Annotated in this window: 23 protein-coding genes and 1 tRNA gene; 13 read left to right on the plus strand and 11 right to left on the minus strand. The window is 62.3% G+C overall.

Features of this window, described 5'->3' with window-relative positions; genetic code table 11:
* Window positions 1–236: 236 nt before the first annotated feature.
* Window positions 237–866, minus strand: a complete 630-nt coding sequence (locus tag CKO40_RS04470) for a cytochrome c3 family protein (protein WP_200344992.1) — start codon at window positions 864–866, stop codon at window positions 237–239.
* Window positions 866–2,542, minus strand: a complete 1,677-nt coding sequence (locus CKO40_RS04475; RefSeq protein ID WP_242476822.1) for a multiheme c-type cytochrome — start codon at window positions 2,540–2,542, stop codon at window positions 866–868. Before CKO40_RS04475 ends, CKO40_RS04470 begins: the two co-directional genes overlap by 1 nt.
* Window positions 2,543–3,029: 487 nt before the next feature.
* Between CKO40_RS04475 and CKO40_RS04480 the strand changes: the two genes are divergently transcribed.
* The gene (locus tag CKO40_RS04480; RefSeq protein ID WP_200344993.1) at window positions 3,030–4,343 is read left to right on the plus strand and encodes a cytochrome c family protein; all 1,314 of its coding nucleotides are present in this window, start codon (window positions 3,030–3,032) and stop codon (window positions 4,341–4,343) included.
* A 92-nt stretch (window positions 4,344–4,435) separates the two neighbouring features.
* On the opposite strand, the gene CKO40_RS04485 is transcribed toward CKO40_RS04480, so the two are convergent.
* Both CKO40_RS04485 and CKO40_RS04490 read right to left on the minus strand, forming a co-directional pair.
* A complete protein-coding gene (locus CKO40_RS04485; protein WP_200344994.1) occupies window positions 4,436–4,885 on the minus strand; it encodes a DUF29 domain-containing protein in 450 nt (149 codons plus the stop codon).
* Window positions 4,886–4,904: 19 nt separating this feature from the next.
* Complete coding sequence (locus CKO40_RS04490) at window positions 4,905–5,312, minus strand: type IV pilin protein (RefSeq protein WP_200344995.1); 408 nt, start codon at window positions 5,310–5,312, stop codon at window positions 4,905–4,907.
* Between the two features lie 304 nt (window positions 5,313–5,616).
* Between CKO40_RS04490 and CKO40_RS25265 the strand changes: the two genes are divergently transcribed.
* From CKO40_RS25265 to CKO40_RS04525, 7 genes are all read left to right on the plus strand, one after another.
* Window positions 5,617–6,165, plus strand: a complete 549-nt coding sequence (locus CKO40_RS25265) for a GspH/FimT family pseudopilin (protein ID WP_420827357.1) — start codon at window positions 5,617–5,619, stop codon at window positions 6,163–6,165.
* Window positions 6,159–6,944 carry a PilW family protein gene (locus tag CKO40_RS04500; protein WP_200344997.1) on the plus strand — a complete coding sequence of 262 codons (786 nt, stop codon included), beginning with the start codon at window positions 6,159–6,161 and terminating at the stop codon, window positions 6,942–6,944. The genes CKO40_RS25265 and CKO40_RS04500 overlap by 7 nt, the downstream gene beginning before the upstream one ends.
* Before the next feature lie 54 nt (window positions 6,945–6,998).
* Entirely contained in the window at window positions 6,999–8,186 is a 1,188-nt protein-coding gene (locus CKO40_RS04505) for a pilus assembly PilX family protein (RefSeq protein ID WP_200344998.1), read from the plus strand.
* Window positions 8,187–8,209: 23 nt separating this feature from the next.
* Window positions 8,210–8,650, plus strand: coding sequence for a type IV pilus modification PilV family protein (locus CKO40_RS04510; RefSeq protein ID WP_200344999.1), 441 nt, complete (start codon window positions 8,210–8,212; stop codon window positions 8,648–8,650).
* A 370-nt stretch (window positions 8,651–9,020) separates the two neighbouring features.
* On the plus strand, window positions 9,021–9,911 hold the full coding sequence (locus CKO40_RS04515) for a carbon-nitrogen hydrolase (RefSeq protein WP_200345000.1): 891 nt from the start codon (window positions 9,021–9,023) through the stop codon (window positions 9,909–9,911).
* A gap of 189 nt (window positions 9,912–10,100) precedes the next feature.
* The gene (locus tag CKO40_RS04520) at window positions 10,101–11,201 is read left to right on the plus strand and encodes an anthranilate phosphoribosyltransferase (protein ID WP_200345001.1); all 1,101 of its coding nucleotides are present in this window, start codon (window positions 10,101–10,103) and stop codon (window positions 11,199–11,201) included.
* Between the two features lie 29 nt (window positions 11,202–11,230).
* A complete protein-coding gene (locus CKO40_RS04525; protein WP_200345093.1) occupies window positions 11,231–11,563 on the plus strand; it encodes a non-heme iron oxygenase ferredoxin subunit in 333 nt (110 codons plus the stop codon).
* 261 nt (window positions 11,564–11,824) lie between these two features.
* Here the strand turns inward: CKO40_RS04525 and CKO40_RS04530 are convergent, their stop codons facing one another.
* A complete protein-coding gene (locus CKO40_RS04530; RefSeq protein ID WP_200345002.1) occupies window positions 11,825–12,379 on the minus strand; it encodes a DUF2726 domain-containing protein in 555 nt (184 codons plus the stop codon).
* Between the two features lie 448 nt (window positions 12,380–12,827).
* Here CKO40_RS04530 and CKO40_RS04535 point away from each other — a divergent pair, with 448 nt between their 5' ends.
* Window positions 12,828–15,188, plus strand: a complete 2,361-nt coding sequence (locus CKO40_RS04535; RefSeq protein ID WP_200345003.1) for a methyl-accepting chemotaxis protein — start codon at window positions 12,828–12,830, stop codon at window positions 15,186–15,188.
* Window positions 15,189–15,372: 184 nt separating this feature from the next.
* Here CKO40_RS04535 and CKO40_RS04540 read toward each other — a convergent pair whose 3' ends face one another.
* Window positions 15,373–15,810, minus strand: a complete 438-nt coding sequence (locus CKO40_RS04540) for a DUF3192 domain-containing protein (protein ID WP_200345004.1) — start codon at window positions 15,808–15,810, stop codon at window positions 15,373–15,375.
* Between the two features lie 233 nt (window positions 15,811–16,043).
* Entirely contained in the window at window positions 16,044–16,508 is a 465-nt protein-coding gene (lexA, locus tag CKO40_RS04545; RefSeq protein ID WP_200345005.1) for a transcriptional repressor LexA, read from the minus strand.
* Between the two features lie 1,019 nt (window positions 16,509–17,527).
* On the opposite strand from lexA, the gene CKO40_RS04550 reads away from it, so the two are divergent.
* Window positions 17,528–17,782 (plus strand): hypothetical protein, encoded by a 255-nt coding sequence (locus CKO40_RS04550; protein WP_200345006.1) that lies wholly within the window; start codon window positions 17,528–17,530, stop codon window positions 17,780–17,782.
* A 56-nt stretch (window positions 17,783–17,838) separates the two neighbouring features.
* Here the strand turns inward: CKO40_RS04550 and CKO40_RS04555 are convergent.
* Window positions 17,839–17,914: transfer RNA gene (locus CKO40_RS04555), tRNA-Lys, on the minus strand.
* A gap of 152 nt (window positions 17,915–18,066) precedes the next feature.
* Here CKO40_RS04555 and CKO40_RS04560 point away from each other — a divergent pair.
* On the plus strand, window positions 18,067–19,587 hold the full coding sequence (locus CKO40_RS04560) for a phosphotransferase enzyme family protein (protein WP_200345007.1): 1,521 nt from the start codon (window positions 18,067–18,069) through the stop codon (window positions 19,585–19,587).
* 158 nt (window positions 19,588–19,745) lie between these two features.
* The gene (locus CKO40_RS04565; protein WP_200345008.1) at window positions 19,746–21,605 is read left to right on the plus strand and encodes a cation:proton antiporter; all 1,860 of its coding nucleotides are present in this window, start codon (window positions 19,746–19,748) and stop codon (window positions 21,603–21,605) included.
* 20 nt (window positions 21,606–21,625) lie between these two features.
* On the opposite strand, the gene CKO40_RS04570 is transcribed toward CKO40_RS04565, so the two are convergent.
* The 3 genes from CKO40_RS04570 to ubiG are packed head-to-tail and all read right to left on the minus strand — an operon-like array spanning window position 21,626 to window position 23,988.
* Window positions 21,626–22,537, minus strand: coding sequence for a CPBP family intramembrane glutamic endopeptidase (locus tag CKO40_RS04570; protein ID WP_338074117.1), 912 nt, complete (start codon window positions 22,535–22,537; stop codon window positions 21,626–21,628).
* Window positions 22,538–22,579: 42 nt separating this feature from the next.
* Window positions 22,580–23,191 carry an NAD(P)-dependent oxidoreductase gene (locus tag CKO40_RS04575; protein ID WP_200345009.1) on the minus strand — a complete coding sequence of 204 codons (612 nt, stop codon included), beginning with the start codon at window positions 23,189–23,191 and terminating at the stop codon, window positions 22,580–22,582.
* A complete protein-coding gene (gene ubiG, locus CKO40_RS04580) occupies window positions 23,188–23,988 on the minus strand; it encodes a bifunctional 2-polyprenyl-6-hydroxyphenol methylase/3-demethylubiquinol 3-O-methyltransferase UbiG (protein WP_200345010.1) in 801 nt (266 codons plus the stop codon). The genes CKO40_RS04575 and ubiG overlap by 4 nt, the downstream gene beginning before the upstream one ends.
* Before the next feature lie 215 nt (window positions 23,989–24,203).
* Between ubiG and CKO40_RS04585 the strand changes: the two genes are divergently transcribed.
* On the plus strand, window positions 24,204–25,847 hold the full coding sequence (locus CKO40_RS04585; RefSeq protein WP_200345011.1) for a hemolysin family protein: 1,644 nt from the start codon (window positions 24,204–24,206) through the stop codon (window positions 25,845–25,847).
* Window positions 25,848–25,851: the final 4 nt, after the last annotated feature.

Genomic DNA, 25,851 nt, shown 5'->3' on the forward strand with positions numbered 1-25,851 from the left:
GGAAACCGGGCGGGCACGCCAGCGCCCTTAAACGCGCGCTGCGGGAATCAAGGCAAGCGCGCGACCGAGAGGCCGCGCCGGATGCTCGGCGACGCGAGCAAGCGGCACCGCCTCCGCAACCTGGGTTGTTGCCGGCCGAAGCGGCGCGGGCGCCACGCCACTTCGGCCATCGACATCGCATTCCGGAACCTTCGAGCCGCCGGCCTCGGACCGCCTGGCCCGACGCTCGCGGATACTCACTCGTTCGCCAACAGCTCGGCGGCGGTTCCAGGCTCCAGCCCGAACTCCTCCTCGACCATCGCGTTCCAGGCCTCGCGCTTGAAGGTCTGCTCGCTCGGCACGTGCCGATGCACCAGATTGTAGTGGCAGTCGATGCAGCTCTTGCCCTCGGTCTCCTCCTGATGGATCGCGGCCGTGTTCGCGCGCGTGCCCTGGATCGCCTCTAACGTGTGGCAGCGCTTGCAGGTCGCCGAATCGCGCTTGCGGAACCAGTCGCGCGCCGCGAACGCCGCCTCCGGCAGATGCAGCAGATTGACCACCGGGTCATCGTAGTCCGGCCCGAACAGCTGCTTGATCAGGTCCTTGGTGCCGATCGCGTGGTCGTAGGTCGCCATGATGATCCCTTCCGAGACATGGCAATCGCCGCAGCTCGCGCGCACACCGGAAGGTGAGTTGTAGTGCGGCGTGGACTGGTAGCTGTCATCGGCATAGGTCATCGAGTGGCAGGTGGTGCAGAAGGCGTTCGAGCTCGTGTAATGGTCGAACTCGAGCAGGAAGAACATGAACACCACCCCGCCGATGCCGCCGGCCACCAACGCGAACAGGACATGACGGGTGATGAATTGCGGGGCCTCGAGCTTGATCATCAGTCCGCCTCCGCATCCGCACTGTTCCCACCCGCCTGATCGGCTGCCTGGGCAGCATCGGGCTCGACCGCATCCGCTGCCGCACCCGGCTCATCGGCATCCGGCATCTCAGCTCCAACCGCGCGCGCCTGAGCCGCCCCCACGGCGGTGCCCGCATCGGTCGTAGACGCCGCCGATGGGCCGTCCTCGACCGCTGGCACCGGCATTGGGTCGGCCGCCGGTGCAGGCGGTGGCATCCAGCCGAGGATCGGATTCGCCTGGCTCGGCGCGTCCAGCCACTCATGCTTGCCGCTCTCGGCAAGCACCGGGTCGATGATCGCCGCGGCCTGATCCCCGGCAACGGCCCGCGCCTCCGGCAGGAACCGGCTGTAGAAGTTGCGGCCGACCAGGTACATCCCCTCCCACCAGGCATGATTCGCACTGGCCATCGAGGCGCCATGGCGGGCGCGCGCGCCCTCATCGTGCCAGAGCTCCCAGTAGATGAACTCGAGCGGCTCGTCGAACGGCAGCGGGGTCAAGAGATCCCGTTCATAGAGCCCGGCCATGATCGCCTCAGCGGGCTCGCCGAATTTGCTGTTGTAGAGCTCGACCACGTTGTCGAACTGCGTCATGAAGCCCTCGGTGAAGCCCTTGGCATGACATTCCAGACAGACCATGCTCATCACCGTGCGCCGCCGATCCGGCGAGATCACGGCCTTCACCTTGGCGACGCTACCGTCGGCCTTCTCGAGCTCGCTGCCGCGCTTCGGCGGCTTCGCGGTAGCCGGCAGCTCCAGCTTGCTGCCGTCCGCGAGCAGGACCAGATACTGCTGGTAGGAGACCGGCTGATTCAGCGTCCAGGCATTGCGCAGCCCGACATCATGGGTCGTCGGGATCTTGCCGGCCGCGCCCATGTGGCAGGTGGTGCAGGTCGGCGCAGCGGTGTAGTCCTTGCCGGCCACCCAGGTGTCGGCGTGCAGATTCATCTGCTCACGCTGCGCCGCGTACAGCATGCCGTGCTTGGAGGCCTCGAACACCTCCTTGTCCGGCGAATCCGGCCCGGAGTGGCAGCGCACGCAGGCGCTCGGCTCGCGCGCCTGCGCCTTGGAGAAGGCGTGGCGGCCGTGGCAGGACGAGCAGGAGCCCTTGGAGCCGTCCGGGTTGATGCGGCCGATGCCGGAATTGGGCCAGGTCTTCGGGTCCAGGGTGCCATCGCCGCGCACCTTCACCAGCGAGCCATGGCACTGATCGCAGCCGGCCGCCTGCATCGCCGCGCCGGTGACATTATGCGCCAGCGCCGGAATGCGATCCCTGATGATCGCGTAGGCCTCGGCGTGGACCGATCCGGCCTGCTCCTCATATTCCTTCTCATGACAGCGGCCGCAGTCCTTCGGCGAGACGATGGTCGCGATGACCTGCCCCTCGTGCTCGATCGCATCCGGCTCCGCGGCCTCCGCCTGGTGACAATCCAGGCAATTCACCCCGGCCGTCTTGTGGGCGCTGTCATGCCATTGCTGAGCGAGCCCGGGCGAGGACTTCTCATGACAGCTCACGCAGTTCTCGCCCTCGGGGTGCCCCCAATTCGAGGGATCGAGCGCTACCTTGGCGGCAAAGGCGGCGCTGCTTGCCAGCATGCAACAGACGAGCAGAAGGGCCTTGGCCGACGGACAGATCGGCCGGAGCAGTGAAAACATCATCGGTAAAAAGCCTCGGTGGTCTCATTGCGGCTTGCCACAGATGCAAGCGCGACTGCCTACTTCATTTAGTGTCCGCTCTGAGCCTGGAATGAGCGGATACCGCACGGCGACTCCTCATCGTCAGGACGCGGCCGCGCCCGGCATCCAACGTCCGGACAGGACCAACCACAGTCTCGCTTCTCGCGTGCGCATTCGTTCTCTTAGGCGCCCAATACGCCATGGTTCGCGACAACCTCCGGCCGTCGTCAACCTGAATGCCAGGAAATAAGCGAATATTTATCTGCTAATTCTCTAACCAAAGGCACTGAAGCCCATTGGCTGTTCAGGATTACACCAGTATCGATAGAATGCAGCAATCTGGAGTATTGACCTCGGGCATGTTCGCGCTCGGTCATGCAAGGAAGAATGGCGGTGGCTTCGATAAGCCGCCCTCACAGGAAAACCACTAACTCAGTACCAATCAATACCGAAAGGAGGATGCTGAACGATGTCACCCCCTAAGTGCATCCACGCTGCAATCGGCGCCATCGCCGGCCTGCTCGCCCTGACGACGCTGCCCACAGCGGCCCTCGCCGGCGATACCGACTCGATCCATCACGTCTCGTCCGAGGTCTGCGCCAACTGCCACCAAGACATCTACAAGCAATGGAAGGGCTCGATGCACGCGCAGAGCACCGCGCTGAAGGACCCGATCCACGGCACCTTCTACAAGATGGTTGTCGGTTCCCCGACCGAGGAAGGCGTACTGCACAAGGCCTCCGGCAAATACCCGATCTGCCTGCAATGCCACGCGCCGAATGCGGCAATCGATAAGACCACCAAGCTCGACGCGATGGCGGCCTACAGCGAGGGCGTCAACTGCGTTGCCTGTCACACGCTCAAATCGTTCAAGGGCGTGCAGGGCGAAGATGGCAAATTGCGGCTTGGCCTCAAGGCCTACGAAGTGGCCGATACCATCCAGGCCCCGGCCGGGATCAACGATGCCCTCTCCAAGCTAGCCTCGGCCGGTGACGACCTGTTCGGTGGCGTCGGCCTCGGCGGCGGCGACTCCCAGAAGCCGAACCCGCATCTCGGCGAGCCGGTGGACTACGAAGGCGAGACCATCCGGGCGCTGCCGATGGAGGCCAATCCGCGCCTGATGAAGACCTCCGATGCCTGCATGGGCTGCCATGACCAGCGCAACAACCCGCATGGCGTCCCGCTGTGCCAGACCGGTAACGAGTACATGGAGAGCGCCTCGCAGGTGAACTGTCTCTCCTGCCACATGCCGATCGCCAACGGCATCGCCGACCACAGCATGGGCGGCGGGCATTCACCACCGATGCTCAAGCGCGCAGTCGTCTTCGATGTCACCACCGAGCAGGACGGCGACACGCTCAAGACGACGGTCTATCTGAAGAACCAGCTACCGCACTCGATGCCAACGGGCGCCCCATTCCGCAACCTGTTCATCAAGCTCACCGCCTATGACGACCAAGGCAACGTGGTCTGGCAGAACGCCGAAGGCCATCCCGCCAAGGAGGACCCCCAAGCCTACCTCTCCTATGCACTCGCTGATGACGAAGGCATGCCCGCCCCACCGCCAACCGCCACCCAGCCCGGCGACGACACCCGGCTACGCCCGCACGAAGAGCGCGAGCTGACCTATGACATTCCAGCGGAAGGCGTCGCGCTGGTTCGCGGCGAGCTGTTCTACAACCTGCTCTGGCCCGGCTTGGTGAAGAAGTTCGATCACCTGCCGACCGATCTGACCGACCCGGTGATGATTGCCGACTCCGAGACGATGCTCGACGTCAACTGACCGAGTCCCCTAGCGAGCGGCTTTAGCCGGCCGCTCGTAAGGCAATCGACGAAAGCCGCACTTCGGGTGCGGCTTCTTTGTTTGCACGCTCATCAGGGCTTGGCCGGAATGTAGTCATCATCGAGGCACTGCTGCAGCGAAAACGGGCAAGACCCCGGAATCTCCCCCGTTTCGCCATAGGCCTCGAATGATTTTGCCGCTCCGCGCCGTGCCTGACGCCAAGCCTTCTCGAACAGGTCATCCGCATAATGTTTGAGGCTAGGCGCCTCCTCGAGCCGTGTCTGCGCTTGGGCCCGGAACTCGATCAGCTCATCGACCCACTTACCGCGCGGAGCCGTCGCCGGCGAGCACTGGAGCTTGAGCAGATGAATGAGAATCTGGCGCAGCAACGACTGCAAAGCGACCTTCTGCTCCCGCCCCATGTCCTCAAGCTCCTCGAGAAGATTACCGATATCCAATTCGTCCAACCGCCCGGCCCGCAGCAGGTTTGCCTGTTCTTCCGACCAGCGGAGGAGGTCGGTTTCGTAGAGTCCTGAAGTCATCATTCAAATTCGGAAATCATTACTTATTCCAGCAACGTTTTTTCGTATCCGAACTCACATCCGGACCGTCTTGATCTAGCGAGAAAGTACAACTGTCCCCAGCCTGCTTCCCATTCGATTTCGGTGTTGCCGTCGCAGTATAGCCAGAAGCGCTGACGCCGGAGACAGCAAGTTGATAATAACCATCTAGTGAATCTGACCCTGACCAAACATCGGAAAGCTCACCATAACTTGTATGATTCGCCCGGTATCGCTCTTGCTCGAGTTGCAGTTTGAGAAGCGAACTCATCGCATCAGAGCGCCGACTCTTTTCGATATAGTTTTGATAGCTGGGCAGTGCAATGGCAGCGAGGACACCGACGATCGAAAGCACTACAAGTAGCTCGATCAGCGTGAAACCGCTTGAACAACGACTAGCATAGCGCATAGAACTGCAGTGACCTCGTACATTTGTCAGTAAACGTCCCTATCCTTCAGTGCACGATAGAGAAGGATACGTTCGAGCAACCCAACAAGAGCGTAAGTTTAGCGCCCGAAACGAGCCCACAAACCCAGATGCCACTCGGAGCGCGACCGTTTGTACACCAGCCCTGATCTGTCGACCTCGCGCCATGGAGTCGTCGCCCGCCTCTACCCTCGGACGAGTCGAAACGGGAAATCCATCAAAGCCGTGGCCCCAGAGTCTGACTATGCTCGAGTGATCTCTAAAGCTTAGCAAAGAGGTTAAGGGTATGCCGAGACCAGTCACGTGGTGGTGCCGAGGCCCCGGTCACAGCCTTCAAGGCCTTCTGGGGTTCAGCCTCGTCGGAACACTCGCGACGGTGGCGATCTTAGGCATTCTCCTGGCGATCAGCGCCCCACGGTTCAGCGAGTCCATCGAGCGCACGCGTCTCAAGCACGCAGCGGAGGCACTTTCTTCACATCTCGACCTCGTCCGCATGGAGACCGTGAGACGAAACTCAGACCTCACTGTGAGTTGCGTTACAGGAAAGACCTGGTGCGTCGGTATCGACGACGCTGGTACCTGCGACTGCTCAGCCTCAGGCGATTGCAATATCAGGAGATTCTTAGGTGACCAACTTGCTTCGGATGTGACATTAAGCACCACCTATTCATCAAGCTCAGGTCTGGTGTTTGACCGGATACGGGGCAGCGCCACAAACGGCAGCTTCACCTTTACGACTTCATCTGGCTATGACCTTCGCGTTGTGCTCAGCGGACGCGGCCGAATCCGCATCTGCTCACCATCCGGTAATGTTCCAGGATATACGCCATGCTAAAGCGACCAACTCGTTGCCATGGAGTATCCCTGATCGAGCTACTTATTGGTATCGCGATCGGTACAATCGTGGTTAGCGGGGCCTTCTATGTCCTTGCCGACTCTGCACGATACGGGGTTGTCAATCTACGCTCTGCGGAGCTAAGCCAAAACCTTCGAGCAACAATGGTTGTGATGGTCAACGACATTCGGAGAGCAGGGTACGCAGCAATCATTGATCCTTCAGAAGTCCCATCAAACCCATTTTTGAGCGGGAGTTATGACATTCAAACCGGCAGCGCCGATGGCGAAGATCCGGATACCTGCATAGTTCTAACCTACAACTTAGACGAAGACTCCCCACCTCAGGTTGACAATTTCGACGCAAGTAGCGGGGAGAAGAATGAAAAATTTGGCTTTCGTCTACATCAAAACGCGATCGAAACCCGCACTGGTGTACCAGACACCGACGATGCAGCTGATTGCGAGCTAGGCTCATGGGAAGACCTGACCGAAGAAGAAATTGAGATCACCGAGCTCACTTTTAGTCTTACGCATACACAAGTAGAAATCCTAGAGGATGAAATTAATAACACAGGTTCGTTTTCCAGCGAATCCGACGATCTATGCTCCACCGGCAATCCATGCCTTTGCATTCGATACGTCGAAATAGCGTTAACCGGCCAATTAAAGTCGGCATCGATGCAGGATATAAAACAAACCGTACGTAACAGTGTGCGCGTTCGGAACGATAAGTACCTTAGTGCGTTTGATACAACGGCACCATGCCGGGACCCTTAGCTGACTGAAGGTGTTCAGAGAAGCGCACTTAACGCTCACCCTAGGAGGAAGCAATTGAGTAACCGCACGACATCCTACTTGACGCGATACCAATCTGGTGCAGTGACGATACTGGTAACAACTATCTTGATGATGCTCGTTACCGGTGCGGCCTTGACGGTTGGGCGAATCGCTGCTAATCAAGAAGCAACATCAGCAATTGATTACCGGACACGAGAAGCAAAGGAAGCCGCAGAAGCTGGACTTGAGTATGCATTGGCTTGGCTTCGCGAAAATTCGTGCAGTGGATGCACAACGACATTTCCAGGCGACGAACTGCCTAACTTGCAGTCTGGATATTCGCTAACCCCAACCCTGACGTTTGCAGATTTACCAAACGGATATCTAAGAGTTACATCAACCGTCGAGGCTGAAAATGGGGCAATACGAAGTACAGCCCAACAGATAGTGCATCAGCTTTATCCTTACCTGACTCCAAACGGCGCTAACGCACCGCCGATCGTAGTAGATGGATGCCTATCTGATGTCAAAGGAACCCCAGACATTTTTCCGCGCCCTGATGGAATAGCAATCAAGACTTTAGCAACAGATAACCCAGGGCATGGTTTTTATGGAGACTGCCTCGAACTTGGTCATTTCGATGTGCGCATTTGTAATAGTAGCGGCGACGACCGTTCGTGTAAGCCGGCCGAGGGCGTAGGTTCCGGCGCAGAGGTGTCTCCAGCATGTCCTGGAGCAAACTGCGCTTACCTTGATGGAGAAGCGTCCTCCTTGAGTGAGCCCAAAGCATGGAATTATGTCTTCGATATCTCGCTTTCAGATGCAAAAACAAAGGCAACAGCTGCGGGCCAAACCTACAGTAAGAAGCAAGATGTACCGACTGGTGACGCACCTGATTTCCCTTTTCTCATTTATACCGGAAAAAACCCTCTTAATGGTGGCACGACCTATGGTAGCCCTGACCACCCAGTGGTGATCATACTAACAGACCCTGGCTGCCCTAAGTTTAATGGCGGGGCACGCGTCTATGGGTTTGTTTACTATGCTCAGACTGACGGGGATTGCAATGGCTGGGGAGGCGCTGAAATTGTCGGGACTGCGCTCCTCGAGGAGAGCGCCAAAAAATTTAATGCAAACACCGGATTTTATAGCATGGAGAACTTGAGCGGAAATCCACCAGCGGGTACGCTATTCGCAATTGATGATGCGGTGAGGCTTCCTGGGTCCTGGAAAGACTGGTAAATATCATACAAACAGTGATCATCATGATTTTTTTCGCCATTACCAAAAAGGATTGTCAATTTGGCTTCTCACTGATCGAAGCAATGATAGCGTTTGCGATTGTTGCTCTCGGCTTGCTCGCTGTTACACAGTTTCAAGCAAATGTACTAAAATCAAACTCGAGCGCTCGTTCTCGCAGCGAAGCGCTTCATCTCGCCCAGGAAAAGATCGAGAGCTTCCGAGCTATTAAAGGCGAAGATGAGTTTACAACGAAACTCGGAACAGCTAGCTCTGGCTCCGAGGAAACTAATCGCGATTACGCCACCTACCAAATCAGCTGGGAGATTACTCCGAAGACCAACCCGGATAGGGCAGTTTTTGCAGTTGAGGTTGGCTGGACTGATTCGGCAGGGGAAACGCAAAAGGTCAATTTGGTAACCGAGATCGCAGAAATAGAGCCGCACAAGGTGGGCAGTCTTTTCTGAGAAAGTGTTTCTCGTTTGGATGCAGTGTAAACTTATTTCGTCTGAACTCCGATTTCGCCGAAAGCGTGCGGTGTGAACACATGACCCGGAGCGCTGATGCAGAGCCAAGTCTTCCCTTCGCTTAAGCACCCGGGTAATCTCACCAGATCTGGCATCGCGCGCTAACACCTGATCCTTACCTCCAGCAGCGCATGGACAGCTTCATGCGCTGGTTCTCAAGCGTCACCATCGGTGTCGGTGGCATCATCATTGGAAGCTCTAACAGAATGACTTCTGAAGCCCTCGAAATCAGACATTTGCGTAAGTTTAGCGGGTGTTTTGATAGCGTTTCTTAGTGTGCTCAAGCTGTGGCCCTAGCTGAAGATTCCCGATGCGAAAGACCGCCCTCCTCCAAACTAGTGCTCCGCCCGTCACCCCCGCTGGCAGCCTCCAAGATGCCTACGAAGGCCTGATCGAGCGCGCCGCAGCGAACGGCTGCCAGCTTGTCCTGCTGCCGGAGCTCCATAACGGCGCCTATTTTTGCCAAACCGAGGACTGTTCGCAGTTCGACCAAGCCGAGCCGATCCCCGGTCCCAGCACCGATCGCCTTGGCGCGCTCGCGGCCGAGCACGGCCTGGTGATCGTCGGCTCGGTCTTCGAGCGGCGCGCGCCCGGCGTCTACCACAACACCGCCGTGGTGCTGGATGCCGACGGCCGCCTGGCCGGCGTCTACCGCAAGATGCACATTCCGGATGATCCCGGCTTCTACGAGAAGTTCTACTTCACCCCCGGCGACCTCGGCTTCGAGCCAGTCGAGACCGCGGCCGGGCGGCTCGGGGTCTTGGTCTGCTGGGACCAGTGGTTTCCGGAGGCGGCGCGGCTGATGGCCTTGGCGGGCGCCGAGCTGCTGCTCTATCCAACCGCGATTGGCTGGGATCTGCGCGACGAGCCCGCCGAGCAGGCGCGCCAGCTCGATGCCTGGATGACGGTGCAGCGCGGCCATGCGATCGCGAACGGCTTGCCGCTGCTGGCCTGCAATCGCGTCGGCTTCGAGCCGGCGCCGGATGCGACGAGCCCGGAGGACGGCATCCAGTTCTGGGGCCATTCCTTCGTCTGCGGCCCGCAGGGCGAGATCCTGGCGCAAGCTCCGTCAGACCAGGAGACGCTACTGGTCGCCGAGCTCGATCCCGGCCGCAGCGAGCAGGTGCGCCGCATCTGGCCCTTCCTGCGCGATCGGCGCATCGATGCCTATGGCGACCTGCTGAAGCGTTGGCGAGACTGACGTGTCCCTCTGCGGCCTGCCCTGCCCTGGCCGAGCGCGTATTCTGCAGCGTTGTAACCGACGACGACCCGGCCGGACGCCGTCCGATACCCGGCTTGAACCCAGCCTTAGCAACCCCGAGCTTTGCCGGGTTCGTGCGCCCGTCGAGCCGGCGCCCCTCCTTTGGCTTCAGATGAGATGTCGTAGATCATGAACGAAACCCAACGCACGATGCGATCCATCCTCCAGCGCATTGCTACCGGCCCGGAGTTGTCGAAGGACATCTCGATGGAGGAGGCGCAGACCGGCATGAGCGCGATCCTCGATAGCGCGGTCGACCCGGTCCAGGCCGGTATCTTCCTGATCGCGCTGCGGATGAAGCGCGAGACCGACGACGAACAGCGCGGCATCCTCGACGCGGTGCGCGAGGCGACCGACCACGTGGTCGCCGATGTCGACGAGGTCGTCGACCTCGCCGATCCATACGACGGCTACAACCGCTGCCTGCCGGCCTCGCCCTTCCTGGCGCCGGTGCTCGCCGAATGCGGCCTGCCCGCGGTCTCACACGGCGTCGACGCGGTCGGCCCGAAGTTCGGCATCACCCATCGCCACGTGCTCGAGGCCGCGGGCATCGATGTCGATGTGAGTCCGGCGGAAGCCGCCGCCCGCCTGGCTGACCCGAATATCGGCTGGAGCTATGTCGATCAGCGCGCGTTCGCGCCCAAGCTGCACGACCTCGTCCCGCTGCGCGGCACCATCGTCAAGCGCCAGGCGATCACCACGGTCGAGGTCATGGCGCGGCCGATTCACGGGCGCAACAAGACCCATCTAGTCACCGGTTACGTCCACAAGCCCTACCCGCGCATCTACGCCCTGCTCGCCCGCCACGCCGGCTACGAGTCAGCGCTGCTGGTGCGTGGCGTCGAGGGCGGCATTGTGCCATCGTTGCGCCAGAACGGGGTCTGCTTCAACTACCAGCACATGGGCGAGGAGCAGCCGTTCGATATCGACCCGACCGCGCTCGGCATCGAGCAGAACGTGCGTGCGGTGCCGTTGCCCGAGGACCTGCCGACCGCCAGCCGACCGAGCGATGACATCGCCGTCGCCGTTGATGTCGGCGCCACCGCCAAGGCCGCCGCGCAGGCCGGGATGGCGGCCCTGGAAGGCCAGCGCGGTCCGACCTACGACAGTCTGGTCTTCGCGGGGGCGCTGATCCTCTGGCATCTCGGCCGCGAGCAGACGCTGAGCGGGGGCGCTGACCGCATTCGCGCCGTGCTCGATTCCGGCGCCGCCGCGCAGCGTCTGCGTTGAGGGAGGAGCCGAAGCAGATGGCATCATCAATGGAAGCGCCCTTCGTCGCCGTTGCCAGGGCCGACGCAATCGCGCCCGGCAAGTTTCTCCGCGTCGAGGTCGCCGGACGACCCTACCTGATCGCTCGTGTCGAAGACCGCTTCTACGCGGTCGAGGACAACTGCAGCCATGAGGATTACCCGCTCTCCTACGGCTGTCTGGACGGCGCGCGCATCAAGTGCTCGCTGCACGGCAGCCGCTTCAGCCTCGAGACCGGCCAACCCGAGGACGAGCCGGCCGACGAGCCGATCCGAACCTATCGCGTCGCGCTCGCGGACGGTCAGGTCTGGCTGGACCCGAGCACGCCCTCCAACCTGGCCTGATCAGGTGCAGCCGGGCGGCACCGCCAACTCAAGGCGGTGACGCACCGGTATAGTCACTCGCCCTGGTTTCCGGACAAGCTGGGGCCCCTCGGTGCTGACTGTTCCGGCGCTTTCTGTCCGGCGATCACGTAGCATGGCTATAATAGGCTGTGCCGAAAAACTCGGCCGCATGATCGAAGTCGGGCTAGGCGGCATGTTGATCCGGCTCCCCTGACCCCGTCAGGCCCAATCAGGCCCGATCAGGCCCGAGGTATTCGCCACTCAGCGCTGGCCTGCATCGTCCTCTGTATCCCGCATCGCCGCAGACAGCGAGGCCAGCATCGCCGTTTCTTCGTCGTCATCGTCGGCCTGCATCAACTGACGCCGCGTCTCGATGCCAGGCTCACCATGCCCGCTCGGCCCGTCTGGCTCGCCCAACCTAAGCGCTTCGTCGACCAACTCCCTTATCCTGCTCACCGACGGCGGCGCCTCTACCGGTAGCTCGAGCGTCGGCAGCCCGGCCCCCGCGCAGGCCGCTCGCAACCGGGCTTCCCCGCGGCGCGATCTGCGATCACCGCGGCCATCGCGGAAGATGACCACCAGGAGCGGCGAGGTCTCGGCAAGCGTGCAGATCACGAGATCCGCTAGACCTTCCCCCAATAGCTCGACTGCCCGCCGCCGCTGCCGACGGCTGCGCCCTGCCGGCTGCAACAGCGCCGCTGCGGCAACCTTTGGGCAGACCCGGTACCCATCCCCAAGCGCCTCGGTGACCAGCCGGTAGCACTCACGCTCCGCTGGTGACAATAACGCCCGCCGCTCAAATGCTTGGGCACGCAAGCGCGGACGCCGGCGTTGAGCGAACAAAAGCAGAAGAAGCGCCAAGAGCAACGCCGCAAAAGCCAACAAGATATAAAACGGCGTCAAGGATCAAACCCCTTCGTGCTCGCTTTTCGTTTCGATCATCTTTGACTCAAATCAACGTAATGGAATATGCCCGTCCCTTAACGTCATCATCTGCAATCGTCGCGCTAGACATCGATCATATGCCAAATGCGAATCAGGCGCGACTCATCCAAACCGGAATCAATCAAAATAATCAAGCAAGATGCTCGCCATCGAAGCTTCGAGTATTCATGCGATTCCGCGTGATGAGCTATAGTTCCGGTCCCATAGACCGATACCACTTACGCTTTTCTACGAGCTCGAAGAGTACCTGTTCCCATGCTCGCTCTGGCTCCGACGGAACAAGAGCCGACCTCACCAACTTGAAGGCCGTGGACGAAAAATGTTTCAAAACCTGAAGCTTAGCAGCAAGATTATCTACGGGTTCGCTGCGCTGATCGTGATCATCGCGATACTGGGCGGCTTTGCCACGATCAACATGCTCATCGTCAAGGACAAGGCGTCGATTTTGGCCGAGGAATACGTGCCCGAGGTCGATGTGGCGTCGCGCCTACGGGGCGCCGCCAACCGGCTGATGTACGCGATGCGTGGCTACAGCCTGACGGGCATCGACAGCTACTGGCGGGAAGCCGAGACCGAGGCCGACGCGCTCGACGAGGCGCTCGATGACGCAAAGGCGCTCAACGAGACGGCCTCCCATCTCTCGGCACTGGCGGGCCAGATCGATGAGGCCGAGCAGGCGCGCAACACCTATTTCAACATGATGGAGCAGACACGCGAGCTTCAGGAGCGCTTCGAGGCGCTCCGCAAACAGCTCGACGAGAGTGGCGCCGACTATATGCAGGCGAGCAGCGAATTCCTGGATCTCCAGAACCAGCTGTTCGAGCAAGCCCTTGAAGAGCGTATCGCCAAGATCAGGGCGGTGACCAACATCGTCGATCTCGGCACCAGCGCCCGCGTCGCAAACTTCAAGTCCCAGGCCATTGGCTCGCGCTTGTTGCGACAAGAGGCGCTCGAGCACCTCGCCGAGATCGTGCCCGAGATAGAGTCGATCCAGGCGATCACCGGTAAGCAGGAGGATCTCGACCAGCTCGATGCAATCATGCGGAGCGGGAAGGCGTATGAGGCTGCGATCGAGGCCTTTGCCGAGGAATCCGAACAGGGTATCGCAGCCGATGAGCGCCAGCTCGCAGAGTTCCGTAATGCGATGGATGCGGCCGCCAACCAATTCGTGTCGGCGACCGACACCTTTCTAGACAATCAGATCGAAGCGATGGCCGCCGACTTGGGTGCACGTCATCGCGATATCACCCTCGTCAACAACGTCATCGACGTTGGCAATGAGACCCGGATCAAGGCCTTCAAGGCCCAGGCGCTCAATGACCTGAGCTATATCGATACCGCATTGAACGAGAACATGCCAAGGATCGAGGAACTCTTGGCCCAGCTCGAGGGAAACACTACTGATCAGGCGCTGTTGAAACAGATCGAGGACACGAGGGCGGCGGCAGGCAGCTATAAGCAAGCGATGGAATCGCTGGTGTCCACCTGGAAGGCCAATGAAACCCTTGCCAGGGACCGTGAGACCGCTGGCAGAAGGCTGATCACGGCATGCCAGGTCACGGCCGAGGCGGGCATGAAAGGAACGCAGGAGATCGCCGACGATACCATGCAGAGCATGAACATCAGCAGCCTTGGGGTCGGCATCGGCCTGCTGATCGCGCTCGTCGCCGGTATCGCACTTGCCATTCGTATCACCAAATCGATCGTTGACCCGATCAACCGTGTCGTGAAGGACCTGCAGGAAGGCAGTGAACAGGTCGCCACTGTCAGCGGCCATGTCAACATCAGCAGCCAGCAAATGGCCGAAGGCGCCGGTGAGCAAGCGAGCAGTCTGGAGGAGACCAGCTCCAGCGTCGAAGAGATGGCCGCCGGCACGCGCCAGAACGCCGAGCATGCCCGCGAGGCCGACACCCTGAGCCGCAGCGCCAACGACAAGGCCGATCAAGGTGTCCAGGCCGCTCGGGCCACCGCCGAAGAGGTCCGCACCAGGCTCGAGAAGCTCGACACCGCCATCAAGGCGATCGAAGAGAGCACCAATAGCACCGCCAAGGTCGTCAACACCATCGACGGGATCGCGTTCCAGACCAACCTGCTCGCGCTGAATGCCGCGGTCGAGGCGGCTCGTGCCGGCGAGCAAGGCAAAGGTTTTGCTGTCGTCGCCGACGAGGTTCGCAAACTGGCCCAACGCAGTGCTGAAGAGGTCAACAACACCAATGAGCTGATGAAATCCGCGCAAGAGAACACGGTCCGGATCAAGGAGGTCTCGACCGAGCTCGAAAAATACCTGGGTAAGGCCGTTGCTGAGGATATGGTCTCACTCTTCGAGGAGACCGTGAACGCCAGCAGCAAGGTCACTCAGCTGATGAGCGAGGTCGCAACGGCCAGCGACGAGCAGGCTCGCGGCGTGGAGCAGATCAATCTTGCGATCTCGCAGATGGACAAGGTCACCCAGATCAGCGCCTCGAATGCGGAAGAATCGTCCGCGGCGAGCGCTGAGCTCGCGAATCAGGCTGAGCAGCTGAAGCAGATCGTGGCCGATCTGCGTCAGCTCGTCGATGGCAGCGAGGCCCAGCGCGAGGCCCAGCGGACGACGCTGCACTCAGCAACCGATCAACCATCGCAACCGCCTGCGCCGCAGACCCCGCTGCTGCAAAACCGTTCCGAGACGGAGGACTTCTAACGCGGCAATGGATTAAAAAGCACTAACAGAATGCCCTCTATGGCCTAACAAATCCGCAACTTGTGCGGGCTAGCCGGGCATTTTGATAGGGCTTCTAAGGCCGCACCGTCCGTCCCACCTGAGCTGCCCGGACCTATCCGGAGCTGCCCGGAACTCTGCCTCCCGGGTGGCTCCGTTCCTATCACTACTGAACGGGTCGCCCCCAGGTCCTGGGCCCGGTCAGCGTCCGCCATCCGACATTGACAAGACGGCCATCCTTGAAGATGTACGGCGTGAACTCGTCGTCCGTGATGAGCCCATCCTCCACCCACCCCGAGCGGAAATAGTAGATCTCGATCTGCGAGCTGCCACGCCGATAGCGATGGGGCTCCCGCCGCAGCGCGCTCTTCAGATGGCTCTGGGTCGGCTCCAGCAGTGCAAGCACCTCCTCCTTCGGGTCTCCCAGCTCCACGGCCGCCGCTGCCTCGCGGTAATCCTGAACGGCCTGTGTCAGTGACTTCCTGGTTTCATGATCGGAGTAGACCTTCGCACCAACCATCGCAGCGCCGATAACGCAGCCCTCCAGCAGAACCGTGCAGCCGAGCAAGACCGTGGACAAGAACGCGACGGGTTTGCGGCGCAAGACTCAGCCTCCTCGAATCCCCTCACAGCCCGGCAGTGTCGGCCTCGATTCAGCCGAGGCGTTCAAGAAACGACCGCCATGAGGGCCCAGACAGAAGCCTGGTCAGAGGCCCGGTCAGAGGCCCGGCCAGAGACCTCATACCGGCAATCGGGATACGCTTGCAGAGCCACCGATAAGGCGCTTCACGATGCGATGAGTAGCCTATGACGCTATCGGATACGCGATCAGTGCCCTCACTCCGTGAGCCGAATGACGCCGGTGACGATGCCGAGGATCTCCAGCTCGTCGTGCTTGAGATAGATCGGTTCCATCTCCGGGTTCGCCGGCTCCAAGCGGATGCCGTCGGCCTCGACATAGAAGCGTTTCAGGGTCACACGCTCGCCGTTGATCAGGGCCACCACCGTCTCACCGTTCTCCGCGGTCTGGCGTTGCTCGACAATGATCGTGTCGCCATCCTGAATCTGGTCATCCGTCATCGAGTGCCCGCGCACCCGCAGCGCATAACTGGCCTTGCGCGCCATGTGACTCGGGACGACGACCGTCTGATCGTCCTCGGGCGTCTCGATCGGCCGGCCGGCGCTGACATAGCCCAGCAGAGGCAGCGCGACCCCGGGCTCCTCGGCCCAGTCGAGCGGTTCGAGGGCCGGAATCCAGGTCGGTCGGGTTCGTTTGGGGAGCAGGTAAGCAGGGCTGGTCATGGCGGGCGCTCCAGGTGAGTGGTCCAACGGGTGGAGACAATGCTAGCCGAAGTGCCTCCTGTCGGGGGCCCCCTGGGTCCACGTCACCCACGCGCTCGCCGAGCAAGCAACGCTGGTAACCAAGAACGAGACCGCGTTTCGGCGCCTGAACGGACTCCGACTGGAAAACTGGGTGACGACTGCATGAGCCCCAGCGCTGAAACCCAAATGAGGACCCTATCCATGTTAGCGCCGCATTGAGCAGCACTTCGGGGCCAGCATGCCTGCGCCGACAGCGCTCTAGGAGGCGGCTGTTGAAGCATCCAGGATTGGTGATCGCGAGATGATCAAGGGCCTTCAGGTTAGGGAGGCGGCTTATCATTGGTTAGCTAAGCCGCTGAATGTTGTATGGTGCCCCTGTTGGAATCGAACCAACGACCACCTGATTAACAGCACCGCCAGCACCACCTAGGTTTACGCCCGTTTCGGCGAAGACAGCGTCAGCACCGCCCTGGAGCAGCACGGCGCCCGGATCATAGGCGCCGCCGGCCTGGCGCCGAGCGCGAACGTGGTAGAGCTGCCCGAGCGACGCAAGGCAAGCTGACGCGATCACGCGAGCGACGAGAGAGCATCTGGATAAGTGAAGAATCCTCACTTATAGGCAAGGCAACCATCGAGGCCAACCGCATGACTGCCGAGACCGCTCAATCGACGCGCTAAGCGACGACATGACGGAGGTGAAGCATCGGCTCACCCATCTGGAGCTGGCAGCCAGCCGAGCCCGCGCCGATGCCGCCTATACCGAAGAGGCGACTGCCCGCCAGCAAGCCACCATTGACCGTTTAGGCGAGCGCCTGACCCGCGTTGAGCGCCGCCTAGACCGGAACCTATTGCAGCCTGGCCGCCCGCGGTCTGATGTAACCCGCGCCCCACCTGCTGCACTGTCCCGACCAAGCCCAGGGTAGCTCCCGAACCGCGGCCCCTTCACCGCCTAGCTTGGTCCTTCCACAGAAGGCCCGCGCGTCGAAGGTCGCGCGACCATGCCCGAAGACAGCCGCCCGGAGCACATCCCGCATGCCGTCTGGGATTACTGGATCGAAGCCCGCGCGTCCGACTGGTTCGACACCCCAGAACACGACCAGCGCGCGCCCACCGGCTGCTTGGGATCGCCGAAGAGACCGACCGCGAGCACGACGGCACCCCGACGATTGCCCGCACTGGCCCCGCTGATCCTGCTGGCCTGCTGCTCCGAGTCACCAAGACCAAGACCGAAATGCATCCGCGTGGTGACTTGATGGTGACTCAGAGAAAAACGGGCTAGCCCCGAGAGAAGCTAACCCGTTGATTTGAATGGTGCGCCCTGTTGGAATCGAACCAACGACCACCTGATTAAAAGTCAGATGCTCTACCAGCTGAGCTAAGGGCGCGACGTCTCGAAACAAACGCCTAGTATACCGGACCAAGCGCGTCGCCGAAAGTTGTTAGACTGCGACATCTCAACCAGATTCCCGTATGGATTGCAGCAGCGCGCGTCGCGATGGCGACCGACACTTGCGCCGAACATAGGGCGACTGAGGGTATGACGAATACGGATGCGCCGAAACAGGGCGGCGATGGGCAGGCGATTGGAGTCGCCCAGCGCTTCTTTCCGCTGGAGGCTCGCTTCGAGATCCGGCCGCTCGGCGCCGGGCTGATCAACGACACGCGACTGCTCAAGTGCAAGGCCGGACAGTTCGTGCTCCAGCGGATCAACGGTCTCGTGTTCAAGGATGCCGATGCGATCGACGCCAATCTGTTGTGCATCCAGGACTGGCTCGCCGGGCATCCCGATGCCGGCGTCCGCTTGCCCCGCTTAATGCGGGACAGCGACGGCCGGGCGACCCTCCGCGATGACAACGGCGACGCCTGGCGGTTGATGGAGTACATCGAGCATAGCCGGGTCTTGAAGCCGCTCGAGAATCCGCGCCAGGCACATGAGATCGGGCTCACGCTCGGGCGTTTTCACGTCGCCCTCGCCGACCTGCCGCCAAGCCGGTTGAATCTGACCCTACCCGAGCTCCATGACACGCCCCAGTGCAGGGTCAAGCTCGATGCAGGGCTCAACGCCCCGGTCAGACCCCTTTGCGATGAGATCGAGATCGCGCTGGAACAGATCGAGGCACGCGCGGCACTGCTGCCGGTCCTGCAGCGCGCGAGATGCGATGGGACCTTGCCAACCAGGGTCACCCACGGCGATCCGAAGCTCGACAATGTCCTGTTCGCACAGGACTCGGACCGCGCGCTCTGCCTGATCGACCTGGATACCGTACAACCCGGTCTGCTGCATCATGACCTGGCCGATTGCTTGCGCTCCTGCTGCAATCGCGCGAGCGCACTCGGTGAAGAACCCTCGGCCGAGCTCGACCTCACGCTCGCCCGTGCCCTGATGAGCGGTTATTCCGAGGTCGCTGCACCCCTGTTCGATTCAGACGCGCTCGCCCTGCTCTACCCGGCGATCGCGCTGATCCCGCTCGAGCTAGCGATGCGGTTCCTGACCGACTATCTCGAGGGCGACCGCTATTTTCGCGTGACCGACCCATGTCAGAACCTGACGAAGGCGCAGATCCAACTGGCCTTGGTCGGCGATATCGAGGCCAAACGCAGCGAGATCGAAACGGTCATCGGGGATTGTTTTTCGACGCCACCGTCGACAGTTCGCCGGCGTGCGCGACGCCGGCCAGCGCCGCAGCCGAGGCTGGGGGAAGAGGCACTGCGGGAGCGCACGCAGGCTGTTCTCGAGCAGCTCGCCGACCTGCTCGAGCAGTTACGGCACCCGCGGGCAGCCGAGGTGAAAACGCTGGCGCAGCGCTTCGCTGAGGAGCCCGAGGCCGTCTGGCGGGCGATCAACGGCAATGACTGGTGGGCGGGGGCCGGCTCGCTCGCTGCAGAGACCATGGCGGATAACCCCGAACTCGATCCGCACAGCTGGCAGCTGCTGGTCCGGTCCTTCCGGGAGCTGCTGAGCGAGCTCGCCGAGCTGCTGCAGGCGCACGGTGAGCCGAACCCGGGTCTGGGCTCCTGGCTGCTCGCCTTCCGGAACTGGAACGCCAGCGAGGTTTAGGAGACCCAAACGGGACAGGCCCGACTCAGGCCAGCTTCGCAGGCCTCGATGAGATAGCAGCCGCATCCTCCTGGGCGCTGCCTCATCCTGAACCCATTGGGCGTTCCGCGCCGCCATTCTGAAACGCCTGGTACTCGCCACCCGCTAACGGCTTCAGTATGACCCAACATCTGACCGATGCCCTGGCACTGTTGACCGTGCTCGGGCTCGCAGCCCAATGGCTCGGTTGGCGGCTGCAGATCCCGGCGATCGTTCTACTCAGCCTCGGTGGGCTGTTGATCGGTCCGATCCTGGGCCTGTTCCGTCCCAGCGAGGCCCTCGGCGAGGCCTACCAACCGTTGATCAACCTTGCTGTCGCAGCGATCCTGTTCGAGGGTGGCCTGTCGCTGCACCTCGCCGAGCTGAAACAATCCGCCGCGGTCGTCAATCGGCTCGTCACCCTGAACGTCGCGCTTGGGCTGGCGCTTACCGCGGTCGCAGCGCACTGGATCGCCGGGCTGTCTTGGCCGGTTGCAGTGATCTTCGCCGCCATCCTGATCGTCACCGGCCCGACGGTGATCCTGCCGCTGCTGCGCCAGGCACGTCTGAAACGGCGTCCGGCCGCCTATCTGAAATGGGAAGGGATCGTCAATGACCCGATCGGCGCCGTGCTGGTCGTGGTGCTGTTCGATTACTTCGCGGGTGTGGGCAGCGGGAACAGCCCCGCCCCGCTCGATGAGACCCTGCTGCACACGGCCCTCGGGGTGCTCAGCGCCCTGGCCTTGGGCGGCATCGGGGGCTGGCTGCTCGGCCGGACCTTCCTGGCCGGTCAGGTCCCGGAATACCTCAAGGGGCCGATCGCGCTGGCCGCGGCGATCGGCGTCTATTCCCTCGCCAACCTGGTGCTTCACGAGGCCGGTCTGATCGCGGCAACGGTGCTCGGGATCGTGCTCGGCAACATGAATCTCCCGAGCATCGGCGAGATACGCCGCTTCAAAGAATACATCGCCATCCTGCTCGTCTCCGGTGTGTTCATATTGCTCACCGCGGACCTGGACCCGGACATCATGTCGGCGATGGATTGGCGCAGCGCGGCCCTGGTCGCGGTGGTGATCTTCCTGGTGCGTCCGGTCTCGGTCTGGATCGCGACGATCGGAGCCGGGATGAGCTGGCAAGAGCGGGTGCTGGTGGGCTGGATCGCGCCGCGCGGCGTGGTTGCTGCAGCCGTCGCCGGGGTCTTCGGGCCGGCGCTGGCTGAGCAAGGCTTCCCCGGTGCCGAGCAGCTGTTGCCGCTGGTCTTCACGCTGATCCTGCTCACGGTGGCGTTGCATGGCCTGAGCCTGGGCTGGCTGGCGCGGCGGCTCGACCTGAGCGCGCAACGCCGCGGCGGACTCATCATCGCCGGCGCGACCGCCTGGAGCACCGGGCTCGCCAAGGCGCTGCATGAGCGTCAGATCCCCGTCATCGTTGCCGATAATGCCTGGCACCGTTTGCGCAACGCCCGGCTTGCCGGTGTGCCAGTGTTCTTCGGCGAGCTGCTCTCCGAGCATGCCGAGCACGCGCTGGAGCTGGGCGCGTTCCGCTCGCTGTTGGCGCTGACCAATAACGACGCCTACAACGCCCTCGTCTGTGCCCATTTCGCGCCGGAGCTCGGGCGCCAGCGCGTCTACCAGCTCGCGAGCGGGGATCGGGCCGAGGCCCGCCGTCCAGCGCCCGGTGTCCGCGGCCGCACCGCGTTCTCCGCAGACGTGCAATACGAAGACCTGCAGCGGCACTGGTACCAAGGCTGGGGTTTTCACGGGTCGCGCATCACGGAGAGCTTCGACCTCGACGCCTTCAGGAAGGCGCTGCCGAAGGACGCGATCCCGCTGCTGATCATCGATGAGCACGGCGAGGTCAGCGTGCTGGAACACGCCAAACCGCTCAAGGCACTGGCCGGGCAACGCGTCCTCTGGTTCGGCTGCAAGTCGGCCTGCGAGACCGACGAGACAGCACCGGAACCGGCGGTAAGCCTGGAAACAAACCAGGCCGAGCGCTGATCACCCGCCCCAGCGCATTCTCAACATCCCACCGACGGCGACCGTGTGCTCATTCGCCAGAAGGCCCATGCAATCACCGCGATCCAGACGGCCCCGAGCCAACCGATGACCCCGTCATAGTGACCCGCGAGGAACGCAAGCTCTGAGGCCTCGTCACCATCGGTCACACGTCGGGTCAGCTGGATCACGAAGACCCAACCAGCGTGCAGACCGATACACCAGCCGATGTGACCGGAGCGCTCGCGGACGAGCGCCAACAAGATGCCTGCGACGAACAGCGCGACCAGCGAGTCCAGATGCTGCCACTGGAAGAAACCCGTGAATACATGGATGAACATGGCCCAGGCGCCAGGCCAATCGAACGCCTGCCCTGCCGGTAGGGCGTGCGGTTTCAGAAAGTGCACGACAGCATAGAGTGCTGCCGAGCCGGACGCCGCAGCGGCGACACCGGCCCCACGTCGAATCTTCGAGTAGAGCGCGCCACGAAAGAAGGTCTCCTCGAGCAGACCGATCAGCAGACCGCCAATCAGCGCTGCGACGGCCTTCTGTAGCAGGCCCCACAGCTCGCCCGACCAGTCCGGATCGGGTACACGCACGCCGAGTCCGAGTTCAAGCAGCACCAGCACCAGCAGGCTGAGCACGCCGAAGAGCCAGCCCCGCTTCACCGTTTCGATGAACCGAGGCCTTCCGAGCGCGAAGCCCAGCGACTCTCGGTCCGCGAGGTCCAGCCAGCGCAGGAAGGGCCAGAGGCCGGCCAGGATCAAGACCTGCGCCAGGCGCCCCATCACGCGCTGGGGCTCGTAGTCGATCCAACCGGTCTGCATGACCGGGTAGGTCAGTACCACCGCAAGCGTCAGCGCGCAGAACAGATAGCCGAAGAAGAGCGCGGTTTGGCGCAGCGCGAAGAACCAGTCCTGGCGTGGGGGGCGCATCCGTATCGGATCGGGGCGGCCTGTGTCGGGGGCGCGCAGGACTCAGCTGACCGCCGGTGCCTGGTGCAGGTAGCGATCGTCGACGAGCTGCTGCAGCACGAAATCGGCGACATCGGCGCGCGCGATCCGGGTCGCCTTGATCGATGGATCGGTCCCACTGCGATAGTCACCGGTCGCAGGCCCATCGGTCAGCCCGCCGGGTCGAACGATGGTCCAATCCAGCCCGCTGCGCTTGATCAGTGCCTCCTGCTCCTCCTTGGCGGCCATGATCCGCTTCAGCGTCAATTGCATCAGTACCCGGAAGAAGCCGGGCACCTGATCTCGGCTATCGCCGACCCCGAGCGAGGTCACCGCGACCAGGCGCTTGATCTGGAGACGCTGCATGCCGTCGATGATCCGCGCCGTGCCCTCGGCCTCGACCGGGTCCTTGCCGCCATGGCTGCCGAGCACGCAGACCACTGCGTCAGCGCCGTCGAGGCAGCGGTCGACGGCAGCCTGGTCGAGCACATCGCCGGCAACCACTTCCAAGCCGGGCACCGCGTCCAGCTTCTCTGGTGCGCGCGCGAGCGCCCGCACCGAGTCACCCCTCGCCAATGCCTGCGTCAGGACCTGTCGGCCGGTGCCGCCGGTGGCGCCGAAGAGGGCGATCTTCATACGCTGGCCTCGGCTGGGGTCGAGCTGGCCTGGTCCGCCGTCACCGATCCGTTAGCGCGTCGAAAGACCATCATATAATTCACCGCCATCGAGCTGGAAAACTTGAATACCCGATTGAATGGATTGACACGCACACCGGTGCGGTCCACCGGCACCATCTCAGCGCCGAGGCCATCCGTCAACTCGTCTGGCTTGACCAGCTTGCGATAGTGATGCGTCCCCTTCGGCAGCCAGCCGAGGATACGCTCCGCCCCGAAGATCGCGGTCACCCAGGCGAGCGGCGTGCGGTTGATGGTCGCGACCACCATCACGCCGCCAGGCCGCACTAGGCGGGCACAATCGGCCAGGAAATCGGGCAGGTGATCGACGTGCTCGACGACCTCCATATTCAGGACAGCGTCGAACGTCTTGCCCTCGCGCGCAAGATCGTGCGCGGTGACCAACCGGTATGTCACGTCCAAGCCACTCCAGCCCGCGTGGATCTGCGAGACGCGGATATTCTTCTCGGTGATCTCGGTGCCGGTGACCCGCGCCCCGAGCCGCGCCATTGACTCGCTGAGTATCCCACCGCCGCAGCCGATGTCGAGGATCTCCAGCCCCTCGAGCGGCCGCTCTGCCCTGGCATCGCGGGCGAACACGCGGCAGAGCTGCGCGCGAATGTAGTCGACCCGGAACCGGTTGAGCTTGTGCAGCGGCCAGAATGGCCCTTGATCGTCCCACCAACGATGGGCAAGCTTCTCGAAGTAGGCAACCTCGTCCGGATCGATATCGGGGGCACTGAGATGGATAGCGGTCATGGTTGATCGTCTGGGTGTTCCTAAACAGTGTTCCAAGTCGTGCTCGGGATGCTCTATTGCAAGCGTCGATTCCAGTCTGTTCGGCAAGCCTTGAGTCGAGTCTGCCTTGCAAGCGTCGATTCCAGTCTCTCCGGCAAGCCGCGGCCCGGTTCTGTTGTGCGCTGAGCACGCCTCGGTTAGCCTCGCGACCTTGCAGAGCAGCCGGTCTTCCCGCATTGACCCAACATCAAGACCCAGCGCCTTCCCTCGATACAGCCTTGGCGGCTGCGCCAGCAGATGCCGCCGACGGACTCGACGCGCTGCTCAGCGGGGCATTGGCGTTGCCGGCTGCGTTCGCAGCCGAGATCAGCGCCTTCTTGAGCTTCGATCCGGCACTCCTTGCCGCACCGGATATGGTCGTCCGGCTGCTGTTGCAGGCCCTGCTCCTACTCGGGTCAGCGTTCTTTTCGGGGTCTGAGACCGCGTTGTTCTCACTCTCGCGGCTCGACCTGCAAGAGCTGCGCCGCCGTCGCCATCCACGCATCGACACCCTGCAGGCACTGCTGGATCAGCCGCGCCGACTGATCATCTCGGTGCTCTGCGGAAATCAGCTCATCAACATCGCCGCCGTCGCCAACATGACCGGCATCCTGATGACCCTCTATGGCGAAGAGCGGGCCGGGGTGATCAACATCGTGATCATGGTCCCATTGCTGCTGCTGCTTGGCGAGGTCACGCCCAAGACCATCGCGATGTCGGACCCGGTCCGGGTCAGTGCAGGGATGGTCGCCGCACCGATGGGGCTCTGGGTCCGTCTGGTGACGCCGCTTCGGGTTGCACTGCGCCTGATCTCGGACCAGGTGACCACCTGGATCGTGGGACGCGAGATCGCCCCGGCGAATATCCTGCAGATCGACGAGTTCCGCTCGTTGGTCGATCAGGTCGCCGACGAAGGTGAGCTGCAGGCGACCGAACGGACGCTGATCTACCATCTGCTCGATGCGGGCGCGACCGAGATCGTCGAGATCATGACGCCGCGCACGCGCATGGCCTTCATCGACGGCGATCTGCCCGTTGACGAGGCGTTGAGGCAATTCAAGGCCCTGCGCCATTCGCGCGTCCCGGTCTTCCGCGGTCAGCGGGACAACCTGCTCGGCTTCATGCAGCTCGAGGACGTGCTGCCGTTGATGCTGGACCAGCCCGATCTGAGCGATCTCCAAATCGAAGGCCTACTGCGGCCGCTGGTGGTGGCGCCGCCGACCAAGCGCGTCGACGAGATGTTCGATTTCTTCCAGGAGAACCGGACCCGCGCTGCGCTGGTGATCGATGAGTTCGGCGGTGTCGAGGGCATCATCACGATGCGCGACGTGCTGACCTTCATCTTCGGACACCTCTCCGGTGAGGCCAAAGGCCAGGCGATGTATCTGGAGCGCGACGAGAACCTCTATGAGGTCCCCGGCGACATGAAGCTCACCGACTTCAACGACCTCACCAACTTCGGCATCTGGGACCCACGGATGACCACCATCGCCGGCGTCGCCTTCCGCCATCTCGACCGCCTGCCGCAAGAAGGGGATCGGGTCCGGGTCGAGGATTGCGAGATCCAGGTGCTGGCGATGGACGGGCATCGCATCGCCCGGGTACGGGTCTCGCGCGGGGCGGTTGCGGACGCCGAGCCCGAGCAGTCCCCGAACACCGACCAAGGCGCCAGCGCCGATGCGCCGGCGCAATCGATGGCATCCGAACCCGCGCCCTCCCCAGAGCCGACTACCGACCCAGCCGCCGGCTCAGCCGCCGGTTCAGCCGCCGGTTCAGCCGCCGGTTCAGCCGCCGGTTCAGCCGCCGGAAAGAGCGAATCAGAGTCCAGGGCGGAGCGCTGAGATG

Origin of the sequence: Halochromatium glycolicum, from assembly GCF_016584085.1 — a bacterium.
Taxonomy (GTDB): Bacteria; Pseudomonadota; Gammaproteobacteria; order Chromatiales; family Chromatiaceae; genus Lamprobacter; species Lamprobacter glycolicus.

Bases quoted from the DNA above. Each gene is read 5' to 3' on its own strand.
- CKO40_RS04470 (WP_200344992.1), bottom strand. From the start codon at position 866: ATGATCAAGCTCGAGGCCCCGCAATTCATCACCCGTCATGTCCTGTTC.
- CKO40_RS04475 (WP_242476822.1), bottom strand. From the start codon at position 2,542: ATGATGTTTTCACTGCTCCGGCCGATCTGTCCGTCGGCCAAGGCCCTT.
- CKO40_RS04480 (WP_200344993.1), top strand. From the start codon at position 3,030: ATGTCACCCCCTAAGTGCATCCACGCTGCAATCGGCGCCATCGCCGGC.
- CKO40_RS04485 (WP_200344994.1), bottom strand. From the start codon at position 4,885: ATGACTTCAGGACTCTACGAAACCGACCTCCTCCGCTGGTCGGAAGAA.
- CKO40_RS04490 (WP_200344995.1), bottom strand. From the start codon at position 5,312: ATGCGCTATGCTAGTCGTTGTTCAAGCGGTTTCACGCTGATCGAGCTA.
- CKO40_RS25265 (WP_420827357.1), top strand. From the start codon at position 5,617: ATGCCGAGACCAGTCACGTGGTGGTGCCGAGGCCCCGGTCACAGCCTT.
- CKO40_RS04500 (WP_200344997.1), top strand. From the start codon at position 6,159: ATGCTAAAGCGACCAACTCGTTGCCATGGAGTATCCCTGATCGAGCTA.
- CKO40_RS04510 (WP_200344999.1), top strand. From the start codon at position 8,210: ATGATTTTTTTCGCCATTACCAAAAAGGATTGTCAATTTGGCTTCTCA.
- CKO40_RS04515 (WP_200345000.1), top strand. From the start codon at position 9,021: ATGCGAAAGACCGCCCTCCTCCAAACTAGTGCTCCGCCCGTCACCCCC.
- CKO40_RS04520 (WP_200345001.1), top strand. From the start codon at position 10,101: ATGAACGAAACCCAACGCACGATGCGATCCATCCTCCAGCGCATTGCT.
- CKO40_RS04525 (WP_200345093.1), top strand. From the start codon at position 11,231: ATGGAAGCGCCCTTCGTCGCCGTTGCCAGGGCCGACGCAATCGCGCCC.
- CKO40_RS04535 (WP_200345003.1), top strand. From the start codon at position 12,828: ATGTTTCAAAACCTGAAGCTTAGCAGCAAGATTATCTACGGGTTCGCT.
- lexA (WP_200345005.1), bottom strand. From the start codon at position 16,508: ATGACCAGCCCTGCTTACCTGCTCCCCAAACGAACCCGACCGACCTGG.
- CKO40_RS04550 (WP_200345006.1), top strand. From the start codon at position 17,528: ATGCCCGAAGACAGCCGCCCGGAGCACATCCCGCATGCCGTCTGGGAT.
- CKO40_RS04560 (WP_200345007.1), top strand. From the start codon at position 18,067: ATGACGAATACGGATGCGCCGAAACAGGGCGGCGATGGGCAGGCGATT.
- CKO40_RS04565 (WP_200345008.1), top strand. From the start codon at position 19,746: ATGACCCAACATCTGACCGATGCCCTGGCACTGTTGACCGTGCTCGGG.
- CKO40_RS04570 (WP_338074117.1), bottom strand. From the start codon at position 22,537: ATGCGCCCCCCACGCCAGGACTGGTTCTTCGCGCTGCGCCAAACCGCG.
- CKO40_RS04575 (WP_200345009.1), bottom strand. From the start codon at position 23,191: ATGAAGATCGCCCTCTTCGGCGCCACCGGCGGCACCGGCCGACAGGTC.
- ubiG (WP_200345010.1), bottom strand. From the start codon at position 23,988: ATGACCGCTATCCATCTCAGTGCCCCCGATATCGATCCGGACGAGGTT.